We start from the raw sequence: 15,692 nt of genomic DNA, 5'->3' as shown, positions 1-15,692 counted from the left end.
GGTGTGGGGCCCCGAGTGGGGGTGCGGGTGGTCCAGCAGGAGTCGGCGCACACTCGCCGGACGGCGCTGCCGGCGGCGCGGGCGGAGGCGGAAGTTCCCCGCCGTCCGGTGGCGTCGGCGACACCGGAGGCACCGGAGGCACGCCGTCCTCAGCGACTGCGGGAGGCGTTGGTGGCGTCGCGCAGTCGTCAGGTGGCGACAGCGGTGGTTGCGGCGGCACCGGCCGTGACGAGTCGTCGGCGTGCGACTTGTCGGTCGTCACCGGCGGCGGGGCGGAAGGCGGCCCGTCGGCGGCGGCGATACCCGCCCCGGAGATCGTTGCCAGCGCCAGAATTCCCGCACCCAGGGTGACTCGCCGAGCGTCGAAGTGCTTGATCTTCATCGTTGTCCTCTCTCGGTCCGTGATTCGGTCCAAGAGACAACCTCGTCGGCGAAACTGAAGTACGGCTGAAGAGTGGCCGGACGACACTGTTCCTTCAGCCAGTCTTCAGGAGCGACATCCGACGCTGCCGCATGATGGGAGGGTGAACGAAAGTCGAAACGCCGGTGCTGCCCGGGTGCTGGTCGTCGAGGACAGCGACACCATCGGCATGTCGGTCGTTGCTGCGCTGGAGCACGACGGACACATCGCGCTGCGTCGCCCGGACGGTAGCGACCTGGAATCGACGCTGACCCAGTTCGCTCCGGACCTGGTCATTCTGGACATCATGTTGCCTGGACGCAGCGGCATCGAGCTACTGCCGACCATAAAGTCGAAATGTGATGCGGCAGTGCTGCTGTTGACCGCCAGGGACGCGGTGGCCGACCGAGTCGACGGGCTTCGCGGCGGGGCCGACGACTACCTCGTCAAACCTTTCGACATGGCGGAACTGCTTGCTCGCGCCGTCGCGCTGCTGCGCAGGCTCGGACGAACTCCGAGCACCATCCGGAGCGGCGACGTGTTGATCGACTCCGAGGCTGGATCGGCGTCGCGGGCAGGAGTCGATCTTCAACTCACTTCCACCGAATGGCGACTACTCACCTACCTGGCCCGCCAACGGGGGCGCACCGTGAGCAAAGTCCAGATCCTGACGCAGGTGTGGGGATACGAGAACTACGATCCCAACCTGGTCGAGGTCCACATCAGTTCGCTGCGCAAGAAGCTCGAGCTGCACGGACCCCGCGTGATCGACACCGTCCGAGGCATCGGGTACGTGCTGCTCTCATGACGAGAACCGGAACGGGGTTGCGGACCGCGTCGCTGCGACGCCGTCTCGTCATCTCGACGATCGTCGCGGTGATTCTCGTGCTGGGGGCAGCGGTAGCAGCGACGGAGATACTCGTCGGTGCACAGTTGAAGGCAACGGCCACCGCGCAGCTGGACGACCGCGTGCAGCGAGCCCGGTCGATCCACGACACGGGTGCCGACCCGGCCGCCGTCGTCACAGCGGCCCAAGGCGGGGGAACCACCGCTCGATTGGTCACCACCGACGGACGAACGTACGGAAACCCCGATCTCGATGCGGAGGCGCCCACTCCTGATCCCCCGCAGCCGGGAGACCCCGCGGCTCCCCCGGCCGCTCCGCTTCAGCCTCCCGGCCCCCCGCCGTCGGGTACCGACTCGGAGTCCGTGACGACCCAGCTGTCCGACGGTTCCCTGCTCACGGTCGCGGTGGACACCGCAGCCATCTCCGATGTTCGAGACCAACTCCGATCCGTACTCGTCGCCGTGTTCTTGGTTGCGCTCGTTCTCGTCGGCCTCGCCGTCGTGGTCATCGTTCGAACGTCACTGAGACCGCTGCATCACATGACCGTACTTGCCCGACGCATCGCGCGCGGCACTCGAGGCGACCGGCTCGACCCGGACCGGACGAACACCGAAATCGGGAGCGCTGCCGCAGCTTTCGACGAGATGCTCGATTCGGTCGAGGCCGCGGAACAGAGAGAACGGACCACCTCGGCGAGAACACGACAGTTCTTCGACGATGCAGCCCATGAACTGAGAACACCGATTGCCGGCATTCGCGCCGCTGCGGAGACCTTGATCCGCGCCGGCGCCGACGCCGACGCGAACGTGAGAGAAGAATTGGAAGTGCTGCTGGTTCGTGAGTCGGGTCGAGCCGCGCGCCTCGTCGACGACCTGCTGTCGCTGGCACGAATCGACGAGGGCGTCGTAGTCGACCGTCGGCCGGTGGATCTCGACGCACTCGTCGCGGCGGACATCGAACGACTTTCCGTCGCAGCCCCGGGCAGGACCATCGAGGCGCACGGCAGGAAGGGCGTCGTTGCGGAGGGCGATCCGCTCAGACTTGCACAGATTCTCGCCAATCTGACCAACAATGCAGTCGCCTATTCTCCGCACGACGAACCCGTGTCCATCACGATCTCGCACACCGTCCACGACATCCGACTTGCAGTACGTGACAACGGTATCGGCATACCAGCCGGAGAACGAGAACGCGTCTTCGAGCGCCTCGTCAGGCTGGATCGGGCCCGAACGATCGGGTCCGGATCAGGACTCGGGCTGTCCATCGCACGTGATCTCGCCCGCGCCCACGGAGGAGAGCTCGAATGCCACGGAAACGGACAGGAGAACGGATCGACGTTCGTACTCCTGTTGCCCCGAGGGCTCGTGACGACGTCTGCACCGTCGAGGGCGTCCCAGCACCGCGTGGCGTCCCCGCAGCAGGCAGGAAGGCGCGCCCTCGGCTGATGCCACCTGGGCAGTATGGTCGACGAATGACTGTGCGAGCGGGTGTGGTGGTCACCGGAACCGAAGTTCTGTCCGGTCGGGTGACCGACAGGAACGGGCCATGGGTAGCGCAACAGCTGCTGGAGATGGGCGTGGACGTCGCGCACATCACGGTCTGCGGTGACCGACCCGCCGACCTGACAGCGCAGGTGCAATTTCTTGCCGACCAACATGTCGATCTGATCGTCACGACCGGCGGCCTGGGTCCGACAGCCGACGATCTGACCGTAGCGACGGTCGCCGCACTGTACGGCCGCGAATTGCATCTCGATCCGGAACTCGAACGGCACATCGACGCGATCGTCGAGAGATGGCGAAGCCGGATGAGTGCCGCGATCGACTCCGGGCCGTTGCAGGCAGGTATCCGAAAGCAAGCGTTGGTTCCGGTTGGCGCACTGTCCATTCCGCCGACCGGAACCGCACCGGGTGTCGTCGTGCCGGCCGACCGGGCCGGGGGCTTGCCTGCTGTGCTGATCCTGCCCGGGCCTCCTCGTGAGCTCCAGGCGATGTGGCCCGCTGCGCTCGAGACCGAGCCGGTCGCCGAGGTTCTGGCCCGACGCACGCAGATCCGTCAGAGCACCATCCGTGCGTACACCTTGTCCGAGGCCGACCTCGCCGCCACTCTGCGGACCGCTGAACGTCGGATCGCGGGATTCGACGATCTCGAGATCACCACCTGCTTACGGCTCGGAGAACTCGAAATCGTGACCCGCTACGCGGAGAGTGCAGTGTCGTCGTACGCGGAGCTCGTGGCGCTGATCGACGAACATCATGGTGCTCGAGTCTTTTCCGACGACGGGTCCACGATCGACGACATCGTGGCCGACCGGCTGGCCGGCCGCCGAATCGGCACCGCAGAATCGTGCACAGGTGGAATGATCGCCGCCCGCCTCACTGATCGAGCGGGCTCGTCGGCCTATGTCGTCGGCGCCGTCGTGTCTTACGCGAACGAGACCAAGATCGGTCTTCTCGACGTCCCCGCCGGCATGATCGACGAGCACGGCGCCGTCAGCGAACCGGTGGCGGCCGCGATGGCGGAGGGGGCGTTGAGGCGAGTCGGCGTCGATATCGCGGTCTCCACCAGCGGGATCGCGGGTCCTGGGGGTGGCACCGACCTCAAGCCGGTAGGCACCGTCTGCTTCGCCATCGCCGAAACCGGTCGACCGACCCGCACCCGCACCCTTCGGCTCCCCGGCGACCGGGCGAGTGTACGAGCACTGTCCACGACCGCAGCCATGCACATGATCGCCGACGCCCTGGCACCCGCCCGGTGAAAGTAGCCCGAGAGCACGTCTAAATTTAACCCTTTACTTATATAAGTATCAGTTGATACCCATGCACCGGCGCACGCTTTCGACATTCTCGGCGACCGGTGCGCCGACGGGTTCTGGAGTTGCTCGCGGACGGCGAGCAGACTTCCGGCGCGCTAGCGGAGGTGATTCGCGCCGAATTCGCGATCTCCCAGCCTGCTGTCTCGCAACACCTACGCGTGTTGCGCGAGGGCGGATTCACCTCCGTGCGGGCCGAGGGCGTGCGTCGGTACTACGCGGTGGAACCAGGGCCGCTGAGCGAGGTCGACCTGTGGCTGAACCGTTTTCGCCGATTCTGGGATCAACGCCTCGACGCATTGGAGACCGAGTTGGCACGAGGCAGACGAGCAGCCGACTCGGCAGGTCGACCGACGCTCGACACCGACGACGATCACGCCGATCGAACAACGAAGGAGACATGAACGTGAGGGATGTTCTGAACGAATTGGCCGCCGCGCGCAGGACAGTGGGAGCGGGCAGCCTCCCCGCAGGCGATGCGTACACCATCGAGATCCGCCGTCGGTACGACGCGGGGATCGACGACGTGTGGAGTGCCCTCACCGACCCCGACCGCGTCGCTCGTTGGCTCGCAGCAGTGTCGGGCGACCTGCGCCTCGGAGGGAAGTTCGCCCTGGACAGTGGCGAGCACGGCGAGATCCTGGCATGCGATGCACCGGATCTGTTGAAGGTCACCTGGATGTTCGGGCCGGAAGCCGATGCATGGCCAGGCACCAGCGAGGTGCAGGTCCGCCTGTCCCCGGGGCAGAACGGCGGTACCGAATTCGAACTGGTCCACGCAGCGGTACTGGCAGAGCCTCTTTTTCCGACCTACGGTCCCGGCGCAGGCGGCGTCGGCTGGGACCTGCATGTTCTCGCCCTGTCCGCCTTCCTCGACGGCGGCGACACCGTCGATCACGATGCGCTGCAGGCTTCCCCGGAAGGCCGCGAGTTCGTTCGTCGGAGCGCCGCGGGATGGGGTGAAGCGCATCTGGCTTCGGGCGGCGACGCCGATCACGTCGCATCCGCGGTCGAGGCCACTACCAAGTTCTATGCGCCCGATCCGAACTGACCTCGAACAACTGTTATATATACAAGAAGTAAATTTTCGTAACCTGTATTGACAAGTGACCTGTCAGGGTCGACAGTCGATGCATGCACTCACAACGAAACTACGACGTCGTGATCGTCGGCTCGGGCATCGTCGGGCTCGCTCACGCCTATCACGCCCATCGGCGGGGACTGACGGTCGCCGTCGTCGATCACGCGGACACCATTGCCGGCGCGTCGGTCCAGAACTTCGGACATGCCTGCATCACGGCGCAATCGGGCGAGGCATCGGACTACGCCCGAGCCGGACGCAGCCATTGGCTGGATCTGGCCGCATCCGCCGGCTTCTGGGCTCGCGAATCGGGAACACACTGCGTCGCCAAGCACGACGACGAGCTCGAGGTACTTCGACAGTTCGCTGCCGTTCGCGGCCCCGAAGAGGCTCGACTTCTCGATCGAGGCCAGATCCTGGAGCGACTGCCCATTGCCGCCGACGGCGTGACCGGCGGCCTGTACATGCCTCTCGACCTCCAGGTGGATCCCCGTCAGGCAGCACCGGCGATCGCCGCCTGGCTCGAGTCTTCCGGCGTGGACTTCCACTGGCGAACCGCTGCAACGTCGTTCGATACCGGCACCGTCCACACGTCGCGGGGAGATCTTCGTGCCGACACCATCTTCGTGACGGTGAACTACGACATCGATCGACTGTTCCCCGAGTACGCAGAGCGCGGCGGCCTTCTGAGGTGCCGCCTGCACATGATGCGTGCGCGGATCGAATTACCGACGCCTTTGCCCACTCCCCTGTTCACCGGTTGGTCGTTGCTTCGCTACTCGGGTTTCGACGGCTTGCCCGCGACCACCGACGTCGCAGCCCGGCTCGCAGAGCAGTACCCCGCCTACACGGCCCTCGATCTACATCAGATGTACACACCGCAACCCGATGGATCGATCCTCCTCGGAGACACACACGTTCGAGACATCTCCACCTCACCGTTCCAGAGTGAAGCCGGGTTCGACGCCCTGATCACCGAGGCGAAAGCCATGTTCGGCGTCGCCGCGATCGATGTCTCCGAGCGTTGGCAAGGCGTCTACAGTTCTGCGCCCGACTCGGAGTTCCTACGCGTCGAACCGATCCCGGGTGTGCACGTCGTCACCGTCACCACCGGTATAGGCATGACCACGAGCATGGGGCTGGCCCAATCCAGCTTCGATCACGCACTCGCACAACCCATCGTTACCTCGATAGGAGTAGACGCATGAACACCTCGCACACCCACCCGATCGATCTTGTCGTCTTCGACATGGCAGGAACCACCGTCGAAGACAGTGGTCTGGTCCAACGATCGTTCGCTGCTGCCGACGAACATGCGGGCCTCTCCCACGATTCGGAGGAGAAGGCACGCATGCTGCAGTACGTCACCGACACCATGGGCCAATCCAAGATCGAGGTGTTCAGACACCTCAGCGGGGGCAACGAAGAACAAGCGCAGTCTGCCAACAAGGCTTTCGAACGGTGCTACGGCCAACTGGTCGCCGACGGCGCCTGCAGTGCTGTTCCAGGGGCCGAGCATCTCTTGGCGGAGTTGCGGTCGACCGGGGTCGCCACCGCTCTGACAACAGGATTCGCCCACGAGACTCAGCAGGCCATCCTGGCCGCTCTCGGCTGGCAGGACGTCGCGGACATCGTGCTGTGCCCAGGTGACGGTGTACGCGGACGGCCGTTCCCTGACATGCCGCTGACTGCGCTCCTCCGTTCGGGCGCGTCATCGGTTCAGTCGATGCTCGTGGTCGGTGACACCACGTCCGACATCACCAGCGGAATTCGATCGGGCGCTCGGGCTGTCGTCGGAGTTCTGACTGGTGCGCACAACGCAGACCAGCTCCGTGCAGCCGGAGCAAGCCACGTCGTCGACAGCGTCGCCGACCTCCCGTCTGTACTCGACACGCTGCGCTGATCGGCTCCGTTCGACATTCTCTCTCAGGTACGACTTTTCTCAGGTTTCCGCGGAGCAGGGCCCGGCCGGCCCTGTCCGCCGAATCCATCGGCCGGGCTCCGGTAGGACGAACCCAAGGCCACTCCGTCCGTGTCGTGAAGGTCTCTCACGATTCTCGCCCGTTCGTCGCTTCTCGCGACCAGGGCGCAACTTTCTTCTACGCTCATTTCGCACGACGCTGCGAGAGCTCTCGCACGTCCGAACCAAGGTGCACACGATGACGAAAGCCCTGAGCTCGACCCACGAGAAGATCGCCCGTTACGAACGTTGGCGGTTCCAGATCTTTGCGATCACCTGGATTGCCTACGCCGGTTTCTACTTCACCAGACAGGCGTTCTCCGTTGCCAAACTGGGGATTCTCGAAGACCCCGTGCTGTCCGTGACTCTCACCAAGTCCACCCTGGCCAATCTCGACGCTGTCTACCTGGCTGCGTACGCGGCCGGCCAATTCTTGTGGGGATCGGTCTCCGACCGGTACGGGCCGAGGATTGTCGTCCTCGGAGGTCTGGCCATCTCCGCTGTCGCGACTTTGTTCATGGGACTGCTTCCCGCGCTTGTGTTTCTGCTGCCGCTCATGATCGTTCAAGGCCTGTCGCAATCCACGGGATGGTCAGGAACCTTGAAGAACATGTCGCAGTTCTTCTCCATCTCCGAACGCGGCCGCGTCCTGGGCTTGTGGAGTACCAACTACGCATTCGGTGGCCTCGTCGCCGCGCCCGTGCTGGGGTGGTTCGCTTACAGTCTCTTCGACAGCTGGCGGGCGGCGTTCACGACAGGTGCGCTCATCGTGGCCGCGGTCTTCGTTCTCGTGTTGGTGGTCCAACGAAACAGTCCGACAGATGTGGGGCTGCCACCGATCGAGGACTATCACCCCAGTGCGGACATTGCCCCACTCGAGGCCGAATCCGCTGTTGCCGAACCGACCCGGTCCGTTCGTGAAACCTTCGCCGTGGTGATCAAGGACCGTATGGTGATGACGCTCGGCGCGGCCTACTTCCTGCTCAAACCCGCTCGCTACGCAATCCTGTTGTGGGGTCCGGTCATCGTCGCCGAACGGCTGCAGGGTGCGGACAACTTCGTCGCCATCACCGTACCCATCGCATTCGGCATCGCAGGCGTGCTCGCGCCCATCCTGATCGGCAGGATCTCCGACAAGGTGTTCAAAGCACGACGTATACCTGCGTGCGTACTGAGTCTCGTTGCCCTGACAATGGTCCTGGCACTGTTCACACCACTGACCGCAGCGGGGAACGTCTGGATCATGGTGGCCGTTCTCGCAGTCATCGGATTGACCATCTACGGTGCCGACGCCATGATCTCGTGTGTGTCCGCGGTGGATTTCGGAACTTCGAAACATGCTGGAGCAGCCGCAGGCATCGTCAACGGTTGTGGATCCATCGGTGCGATCTTCGGTGGGCTCCTGCCCGGCTACCTCGACACGACAACACTGTTCTACGGCTTCGCCGGCGCAGCGTTCCTGGCGATGCTGCTCCTGCTGCCGCACTGGAATCGCATGCCTGCCGCCGACTGAGCGGCTCGGTCAGCTACCGGAGTTGTCGGGAGCGATCATCCGCGGGTCGACGGTCCGTGAGTTGACGATGCTGAATACCACTTGATCCGACCGATAGCGATCGTCCGCGTATTCGAACGCGATCCCGTACTGGTCACGCGAGGTCCGACGCTCTCGGAGCAACGGACTACCCTCGGCGATCCCGAGGCTGTCGGCATCGACCGAATCGGCCGAGACAGCGTCGAGCACATGTGACATCGACTCGAAACGCACTCCCCGACCGGTGAGGTAATCGGTGATCGAGCCCGAGTCGGTCTCGAATTCGAACAGCAGTGAGCCGACGGCGTCGACGAAGACGCTTCTCTCGATCATCGTCGGTTCGCCGTCCAGGTACCGAACACGCACCACCTCGACGACGAAATCGTCGGGCTCGATTCCGAGCGCCGTGACGGCCGATGGAGATGCCCGACGACGCGACACTTCCAGGGTTTTGCTTCCCGCCTCGCGCCCCGTTCTCCTGGCCCATTGGGAGAACGGGGTGAAGGTGTCCAGGGTCTGCGCCGCATCGTTGCTCCGCACCACTGCGGGGCGGCCTTGCGACAGTTGCACGAGGCCTTCGGCCGACAACGACGCCAGTGCCTGACGGACCGGGCCTCGTGAGACCTCGTACTGGGCGCACAGTGCACTCTCGCTCGGCAAGGAATCTCCGACAGCGTATTCACCGTTGGTGATGGCCGAACGGAGTTGCCGAGCAACGAACTCGTGCCTTGCCTCGGCCACGTCCGATCACCTCCCACCATGCTTTGATCCGATCCTCATCGTAATCCGCGCCCAGGCACGCAACGGTAACCACACCGTGGCCGTCGACGTCGGGCGCTTCGTGCGCTTGTTTCGCCGTGCGAGAGGGCAGGTGTGGTGCAGACTTCGTACCGGGTCGGTGAAGTGAAGGAGGGTACGCATCGTGGCCGAGTCACGTCGAGAATTCACTGGCCTGGGGCCGCGCGTATCCGACATCGATGCCCACACCGCCTCGATCGGGATCACTCGTTTTCGGATCGCGGACGGGCTCCTCGAATGGGACGCCCGTGCCACCGACATCTTCGCTGCGGGAGCCGATCCTCGGCCCCCGATCGACATCTGGCGCGATCGGGTGCACCCCGACGATGCCCAATTACTGGTCGATCTGTACGGCGACGCCAGCGAGAACATCGGTGCCGAGTGCATCTACCGGATCGTTCTGCCCGGCGGAAGTATCGGGCACGTCCTGACCCGCAGCGTGTCCATCGAGTACACCCCCGACGGCACTCCGGAGGTCCTGACCGGCGTGGTGTCGAGAGTTCACCCGCACGAACCCACCCACCAGCTCAGCGCCGCGTTGGACAGTGTGTCCCTCGGTTTCGCCATCTTCGACACCGACCTGATCATCCGGTACGTGAACGCGCAGACAGAGCACCACCTCGGTGCCCATCGGTCCGAGTTGCTCGGCCGACATCTCCACGAGGCACTCCCCACCACGAAGGGCTCGTACTTCGACGACCTTCACCGTGACGCAGTCCGAACACGAGGAGAAATCAGGATCGAAGTGCCTTCGCTCTTCATTCCCGGCACGATCATGGAGGTCACGGCCAATTACGTCGACGGAGTCGTCGCCGTCAGCTTCCGGGACATCACCGCCGTGACCGTCACGATGGACCACCTGCTCGGCGCTTACCGAGAGTTGCTGAGCGCGTCTCGACTGGACGACCTCACCGGTGTCCTCAACAGGGCCGCACTGTTCGAGCGGATCGATCGCATCAGCACCGAGATCGGCGCCCCCGCAGCCGTCCTGTTCATCGACGTCGACGACTTCAAGACGATCAACGACACACACGGCCACCTCATCGGCGACCAGGTGCTACGGATCACCGCCGCCCGACTCTCCGAGCAGTGTGGCACCAACATCGTCCTGGGCCGAATAGGCGGCGACGAATTCGTCGCCGCTTTGTTCCCGGACACGGAACTCGGCAGCCCCGTCGACCCGGCCGACATCGCGGACTGCCTTCGCATCGCAGCGCGGGCACCGATTCAGCTCATGAAGTGCACCATCAACATCGAACTGAGCATCGGCATCGCCCGCAACACCGGCCTCTCCACTCTCGAAGACCTGCTCACCCGAGCGGACATCGCGCTGTACGAAGCCAAAGCCGGAATACGCCACATAGACCGGCAGTGAATGCTCGCGCTCATCGAGCGGCCGGCTGTCCCGAATGCGCGTATCTTCGAGATCGCCGAGGGTGCCGAAAGAACCCGCTCGGCGGCAACGCACGACTCGGTGCAACCCGTTGGAGGAGCTGTGGGCAAGAAACCGGCTGCACGGTCCCTGTACCGTGATGGCGCCGGGAGCGTCGCGCTGATTGCAGGCATCGTTGCAGTCGTCTGCGCGTTCGTCCCCTTCATCGGCGACTATCTCGCGATCCCCGCGGGCCTGGTAGCCGTCGTGTGCGGATGGGTCGGCCTCAGCCGCGCCGTCGACGGAACGGCCACCAATGGGCGCGAGGCAATGATCGGCGCCGCACTCGGCGGAACGGCGTTGTTCGTGGTGTTCCTGATGTTCGCCGCCTCGTACATGTAACCGTTCCGCCAGCGCGGAGCCCTCTGCGCACTCGGCGCCGGCTAGAACGCTGCGAGATTCTCGCGAAAGGTCGGCTTCGAATAACCGTCTCGGATCGCACCGCGGCGCCGGAGAGCCGGCGCGAGCCCGTCGCTGATCTCGGAGATCACCTTGCGAGTGACCGGAGACGCGATGAGGAATCCGTCGCCGCCCACGTAGTCCATCGCCTCGTCCATTTGTGCTGCAACGGATTCGGTGGTGCCCACGAGTTCGATGGACTCCACGGTCGGGTAGTTGGCGATGATCTCGCGTAATGTCTTGCCTGACTTTGCCATGTCCTCGAGGGTGCTCTTGTGCCCGTTGTACTTCGTCAGATCCGGTACAGGCGCGTCGATGTCGAATTGTGAGAAGTCGGTGCTCGAAAGGTAGGACATCGCAGCCAATACTCCGTCGATGTTGCTCTTCTGGACCTCGCGCATTCTGTCCCGTTTGACTGCCGCTTCTTGGTCGGTGTCGGCCATGATCGGGCTGACCAGAAACAGCACCTTGACATCGTCCGGTTTGCGTCCGTACTCGAGCAACCTCTTGCTGATGTCCTCGCGATACTCGCGCATCGCATCGAGTCCGCGCACGTTGGCAATGATCGTGTCGGCATGCTTGGCTCCGAACGCGCGACCTGCAGGCGAGCCGCCCGCCTGACAGATGACCGGACGCCCTTGTGGTCCACGTGGGACGTTGAGGGGACCGCGGGAGGCGTAATATTTCCCTTCGAACCCCACCTTGTGAATCTTCTCGTGGTCAGCGAAGACGCCGGATTCGGCATCGAGAACCAGGGCGTCCTCCTCCCACGAGTCCCACAGCTGAGACACGACGTCGATCCATTCGTCGGCCATCTCGTACCGCAGGCCGTGTTCGATCTGCTTCGGCAAGCCGTAGTTCTGGGCAGCACCGTCAGCACTTGCCGTCACCAGATTGATGCCGATCCTGCCCTTGGTCACATGATCGAGCGTTGCCATCAAGCGAGCAGCGAGAAAAGGCGGATAGAAGGTCGTTGCGACGGTGGCGATAATTCCGATTCGCTCGGTTGCCTGGGCCATCAGAGGTACGAGCGGCATCGGATCGAATCGGACGGTGGTGCCGCGACGCACCGAACTTTCGAACGTTCCGCGATACACGTCCGACAGAACGGAGGAGTCCTCCAGCATGATGTAGTCGAAGCCCGCCCGTTCGAGACTGCGCGCCGCGTCGACGAACAGATCCGGCCGCCCGACGTCGGCAGGTACATTGCCGGACCATGGCTGATTCCAGCCGTAGACACCGAATCCGGTTGTGAAGAACCACCCGAGATGCATCATGCGCCTGCACCTCTGTTCGGTCCTTGTTCGGGTTCGGCGTGATCGCGGGGCAGAAGTACGTTCATCGAAGTCCTCTCGGGTTTCCATGGGCAGCGGTAACGCTGCGTGCGCACCAGCTTGGGGGAATCGGATTAACGAACATGGCCCAGGCGTAACTGACCGATTACGCCGCGCACTCGGCCTGCTGGGGGCCGTTTTGGACGCCGATAACGCCACAGAGAGCTAGATCACAATGGCGTTTAGAGGATTCTCAAGGCTCTGACCAGGCATTTCACCTGGCGTAATACTTCGGTTACGCCTCGAGGCGCTTTCAGTAACGAGTCTGAAGAAAGCTCTGCGGTCAAGGCAGTACATCTGCTGATGACGAACGGGTTGGAGGATCGTGATGAGTGGCACTGTGCGCGGTGCATACGCCGAGATCGACGCCAGGCACCTCGGCAAGAGTTTCCATCGCCGTGGGTCCGGCAAGGCTGCTGTGAACGACATCAGCATGAAGGTCACGTCTGCGTCGGCCATCGGAATCGTCGGTGAGTCCGGGTCGGGCAAGTCGACGTTGGTCCGAATGATGTGCGGGCTGCTGGAGCCCACCGATGGCACTGTGGCGTACAACGGCGCAGCATTACCCGGCGTGTTGTCGACCCGAGGAGGACGCCGCGAATTTCGTTCCCGCATACAGTACGTCGCTCAGGACACGACGTCGTCGTTCGATCCGAGGCGAACGCTGCGTGACGCCGTGCGGCTACCTGTGCAGCGTTTGCTCGGTATGGACACCGAGACGGCGAACGTCCGCGTCGACGAGACACTCGCGTCTCTCGAACTGGACCCGTCGATGGCAGATCGGTACCCCGCCGAAGTCTCGGGAGGTCAGCGGCAACGCTTCTCGATCGCACGTGCGCTCGGGGTGAAACCGCGGATTCTGTTGTGCGACGAAGTGGTCTCCGCGCTCGATGTGTCGGTCCAGGGAGCAATACTGAACATGCTCAAGAGTTACTGCGCGGCCGAGGACTGCGGCTTGGTGTTCGTGTCGCATGGTTTGCCCGCCACAGCCTTCATCGCCGACGACATCGTCGTCATGCGTAGCGGCGTCATCGTCGAACAGGGCACCACCGACGACGTGGTCGAGCGACCGCAGGACCCGTACACCGAGCAGTTGCTCGAGGCGTACCGAGGACTCGACGAAGTCGAGCAGCTAGCCGTGGCAGCAGCCCGATGAACGCGCTGCAGAATTTCGTCGGCCGCCAGCGTTGGTGGCTGGGGCGTGTGGCGGTGCTACCTCTACACCTGCTGGTGTTCGCAGTTGCAGCCTTCTTCCTGGTGCGAGCGATCCCCGGCGACCCTGCGCGTGAAGTAGTCGGACCTGAGGCCACCGAAGCAGACTATCTGGCCACCAAGGCCGAGCTGGGACTCGACGGAAGTCTGTGGAGCCAACTCATGTCCTATCTGGGTAACCTCCTGCACTTCGATCTCGGAAACGCCATCATGACGGGTAGACCGGTGACCACTGACATCGCTGACCGCTTACCCGGCACACTCGAACTGGCCGGCATCGCGTTCACTTTTCTCGTCGCGGTGACTCTGCTGTTGTCAGCCATTGTCGTGGCGTGGCCCGGCTCTCTCGCATCGCGCGCCGTGCGCGGTTACGCCCAGGCAGCGGGCGCGGTGCCCGAGTTCGTCGTGGGCGTCGTCGGAATCTTCCTTTTCTATGCGACGCTTCAGGTCGTCCCGGCCCCCTCGGGGCGGGTGCGACCTGGGCTGACCGAACCCGATCCGATCACTTCTCTCCCTTTGCTCGACGCCGTCCTACGCGGCGACACCGTGGTGGTGTCCTCGATGGCCTCACACCTGTTGTTGCCGATCTCGGTTCTCGTGGTCTCGGTTACGCCCATTCTTCTCAAACAGCTTCTGACTGCGTTGGATTCGAGCCTGACCGCGGGCCCGACGCTGTTCAAGGTTGCTACGGGATCGGCGCGCAAGTACATCTATCTCAGTGCCTATCGGCGGGCCCTCCCTCCGACGGTGTCACTGTTCGGCATGGTCTTCGGTTCGCTGCTGGGCGGTGCCGTGATTCTCGAGACTCTCTTCGGCCTCGGCGGAATGGGCACCTATGCCGTGGAGGCCGTTGCCGCAACGGATCTCATTGCTCTACAGGGCTTCCTGTTGGTGGTTGCCGCGATATCGCTGATCGTGTTCCTGTGTGTAGACCTGATCAACATGCTGCTCGACCCTCGGCGCAAGCCGGGTCGGCAAGGAGGTGCTTCCTAGATGGCCGGCGTCACGACTTCTGCACGCGAGACTCGAAAGACGAAGCGCGCCTCACCCAAGACCCTCCTGCTGTTCGTGCCCGTCGCCCTCGTGCTTCTGGTAGCGCTCGTCGGACCGTGGATCGTACCGTTCGATCCGACGAAAGTTGTCGGTGCGCCGTCGCTTTCACCGAACTCGGAGTTCCTGCTGGGCACCGATTCCACGGGACTCGACGTGTTCTCTCGAACCATCGCCGGCGCACGGATCGACGTCACCATCGCGTTGTTCGTCACGATCGCATCGACAGTGGGTGGCATTCTCATCGGCCTCACGATCGGAATGAGCGAGTCAGGACGTGGGCTCGGCGGATTCCTGGCGCGCGGCGCCGCCCGGTTCCTGGACCTCCTCGAGGCAGTACCCACCGTGATCGTCGCACTCGTCGTCGTCTCGTTCTTCGGCACTTCGTCGTTGACGATGATCTTCACGTTGTCGGTGATTCTCGCACCGATTCAGGCACGGTTGGTGCGCACCGAGGTCTTGCGGGTTCGAGGAGACGCCTACCTCGACGCTGCCCGGCAGGCCGGTCTCAGCGAGACCCAACTCGTCTTCCGGCACGTGCTTCCCAACTCGTCCGTCCCTGCGTTGCAGAACGCGTCGGTGGTGTTCGGACTGACGATCATCCTGACCGCGGCTCTCGGCTTCCTCGGAGTGGGTCTCGCACCTCCCACACCGGAATGGGGATCGATGATCACGCGCGGCGCCGGCGATGCGGCGATCGGAAAGCTCTGGGCCGCCGGCGCACCCGCGTTCGCTCTGTGCGCGACAGTGGCTTCCGTCGCCATCGTCGGCCGTCATCTCACGAAAGACACGCGCCGCTCCCACTGACGCGGCGGGAGCGCAGCCGGCGGAGTGAC

Annotated in this window: 14 protein-coding genes and 2 pseudogenes; 13 read left to right on the top strand and 3 right to left on the bottom strand. The window is 63.8% G+C overall.

The features are described from left to right. Nucleotides 1-382 (bottom strand): annotated as a pseudogene (locus tag CH292_RS28545) (hypothetical protein); the annotation flags it as partial. 142 nt (nt 383-524) lie between these two features. On the opposite strand from CH292_RS28545, the gene CH292_RS04705 reads away from it, so the two are divergent. The 8 genes and pseudogenes from CH292_RS04705 to CH292_RS04670 all read left to right on the top strand — a co-directional run bounded on the left by CH292_RS04705 (nt 525) and on the right by CH292_RS04670 (nt 8,613). Beyond that, a complete protein-coding gene (locus CH292_RS04705; protein WP_037188172.1) occupies nt 525-1,208 on the top strand; it encodes a response regulator transcription factor in 684 nt (227 codons plus the stop codon). After that, entirely contained in the window at nt 1,205-2,692 is a 1,488-nt protein-coding gene (locus CH292_RS04700) for a HAMP domain-containing sensor histidine kinase (RefSeq protein WP_094654095.1), read from the top strand. Before CH292_RS04705 ends, CH292_RS04700 begins: the two co-directional genes overlap by 4 nt. Before the next feature lie 26 nt (nt 2,693-2,718). Next, entirely contained in the window at nt 2,719-4,005 is a 1,287-nt protein-coding gene (locus CH292_RS04695; protein WP_094654094.1) for a competence/damage-inducible protein A, read from the top strand. Nucleotides 4,006-4,089: 84 nt separating this feature from the next. Further along, nucleotides 4,090-4,463, top strand: a pseudogene (locus tag CH292_RS04690) (ArsR/SmtB family transcription factor). Next, the gene (locus CH292_RS04685; RefSeq protein WP_094654093.1) at nt 4,460-5,110 is read left to right on the top strand and encodes an SRPBCC domain-containing protein; all 651 of its coding nucleotides are present in this window, start codon (nt 4,460-4,462) and stop codon (nt 5,108-5,110) included. Before CH292_RS04690 ends, CH292_RS04685 begins: the two are co-directional and overlap by 4 nt. 83 nt (nt 5,111-5,193) lie before the next feature. After that, nucleotides 5,194-6,348, top strand: coding sequence for a TIGR03364 family FAD-dependent oxidoreductase (locus CH292_RS04680; RefSeq protein ID WP_037157913.1), 1,155 nt, complete (start codon nt 5,194-5,196; stop codon nt 6,346-6,348). Next, nucleotides 6,345-7,043 (top strand): phosphonatase-like hydrolase, encoded by a 699-nt coding sequence (locus tag CH292_RS04675; protein ID WP_094654092.1) that lies wholly within the window; start codon nt 6,345-6,347, stop codon nt 7,041-7,043. The genes CH292_RS04680 and CH292_RS04675 overlap by 4 nt, the downstream gene beginning before the upstream one ends. 256 nt (nt 7,044-7,299) lie before the next feature. Then, nucleotides 7,300-8,613 (top strand): MFS transporter, encoded by a 1,314-nt coding sequence (locus tag CH292_RS04670; RefSeq protein ID WP_094654091.1) that lies wholly within the window; start codon nt 7,300-7,302, stop codon nt 8,611-8,613. 9 nt (nt 8,614-8,622) lie between these two features. On the opposite strand, the gene CH292_RS04665 is transcribed toward CH292_RS04670, so the two are convergent. Continuing rightward, complete coding sequence (locus CH292_RS04665; protein ID WP_019663396.1) at nt 8,623-9,372, bottom strand: GntR family transcriptional regulator; 750 nt, start codon at nt 9,370-9,372, stop codon at nt 8,623-8,625. A gap of 181 nt (nt 9,373-9,553) precedes the next feature. Here CH292_RS04665 and CH292_RS04660 point away from each other — a divergent pair, with 181 nt between their 5' ends. Both CH292_RS04660 and CH292_RS04655 read left to right on the top strand, forming a co-directional pair. Further along, nucleotides 9,554-10,804, top strand: coding sequence for a diguanylate cyclase (locus CH292_RS04660; protein ID WP_094654090.1), 1,251 nt, complete (start codon nt 9,554-9,556; stop codon nt 10,802-10,804). Continuing rightward, a complete protein-coding gene (locus tag CH292_RS04655; protein ID WP_020111262.1) occupies nt 10,805-11,203 on the top strand; it encodes a hypothetical protein in 399 nt (132 codons plus the stop codon). It abuts the gene before it with no gap. 41 nt (nt 11,204-11,244) lie between these two features. Here CH292_RS04655 and CH292_RS04650 read toward each other — a convergent pair whose 3' ends face one another. Then, entirely contained in the window at nt 11,245-12,537 is a 1,293-nt protein-coding gene (locus CH292_RS04650) for an NtaA/DmoA family FMN-dependent monooxygenase (protein ID WP_094654089.1), read from the bottom strand. Nucleotides 12,538-12,922: 385 nt separating this feature from the next. Between CH292_RS04650 and CH292_RS04645 the strand changes: the two genes are divergently transcribed. Genes CH292_RS04645 through CH292_RS04635 form a run of 3 tightly spaced genes read left to right on the top strand, consistent with a single transcriptional unit; the run spans nt 12,923 to nt 15,663 of the window. Next, a complete protein-coding gene (locus CH292_RS04645) occupies nt 12,923-13,750 on the top strand; it encodes an ABC transporter ATP-binding protein (RefSeq protein ID WP_094654088.1) in 828 nt (275 codons plus the stop codon). Continuing rightward, complete coding sequence (locus CH292_RS04640; RefSeq protein WP_033189818.1) at nt 13,747-14,799, top strand: ABC transporter permease; 1,053 nt, start codon at nt 13,747-13,749, stop codon at nt 14,797-14,799. The genes CH292_RS04645 and CH292_RS04640 overlap by 4 nt, the downstream gene beginning before the upstream one ends. Next, complete coding sequence (locus CH292_RS04635) at nt 14,800-15,663, top strand: ABC transporter permease (RefSeq protein WP_094654087.1); 864 nt, start codon at nt 14,800-14,802, stop codon at nt 15,661-15,663. The last annotated feature ends 29 nt before the right edge of the window (nt 15,664-15,692 follow it).

The sequence above is a fragment of the Rhodococcus sp. 14-2470-1a genome (assembly GCF_002259425.1).
GTDB lineage: Bacteria > Actinomycetota > Actinomycetes > Mycobacteriales > Mycobacteriaceae > Rhodococcoides > Rhodococcoides fascians_E.
Note: the sequence above shows the minus strand (reverse complement) of the source record. Positions and strands in the feature narration are given on the sequence as shown.

Excerpts from the sequence above, each read along its gene's own strand:
- CH292_RS04650 (WP_094654089.1), bottom strand. The coding sequence starts at position 12,537 with ATGATGCATCTCGGGTGGTTCTTCACAACCGGATTCGGTGTCTACGGC.
- CH292_RS04675 (WP_094654092.1), top strand. The coding sequence starts at position 6,345 with ATGAACACCTCGCACACCCACCCGATCGATCTTGTCGTCTTCGACATG.
- CH292_RS04700 (WP_094654095.1), top strand. The coding sequence starts at position 1,205 with ATGACGAGAACCGGAACGGGGTTGCGGACCGCGTCGCTGCGACGCCGT.
- CH292_RS04695 (WP_094654094.1), top strand. The coding sequence starts at position 2,719 with ATGACTGTGCGAGCGGGTGTGGTGGTCACCGGAACCGAAGTTCTGTCC.
- CH292_RS04655 (WP_020111262.1), top strand. The coding sequence starts at position 10,805 with ATGCTCGCGCTCATCGAGCGGCCGGCTGTCCCGAATGCGCGTATCTTC.
- CH292_RS04685 (WP_094654093.1), top strand. The coding sequence starts at position 4,460 with ATGAACGTGAGGGATGTTCTGAACGAATTGGCCGCCGCGCGCAGGACA.
- CH292_RS04670 (WP_094654091.1), top strand. The coding sequence starts at position 7,300 with ATGACGAAAGCCCTGAGCTCGACCCACGAGAAGATCGCCCGTTACGAA.
- CH292_RS04680 (WP_037157913.1), top strand. The coding sequence starts at position 5,194 with ATGCACTCACAACGAAACTACGACGTCGTGATCGTCGGCTCGGGCATC.
- CH292_RS04645 (WP_094654088.1), top strand. The coding sequence starts at position 12,923 with ATGAGTGGCACTGTGCGCGGTGCATACGCCGAGATCGACGCCAGGCAC.
- CH292_RS04635 (WP_094654087.1), top strand. The coding sequence starts at position 14,800 with ATGGCCGGCGTCACGACTTCTGCACGCGAGACTCGAAAGACGAAGCGC.
- CH292_RS04640 (WP_033189818.1), top strand. The coding sequence starts at position 13,747 with ATGAACGCGCTGCAGAATTTCGTCGGCCGCCAGCGTTGGTGGCTGGGG.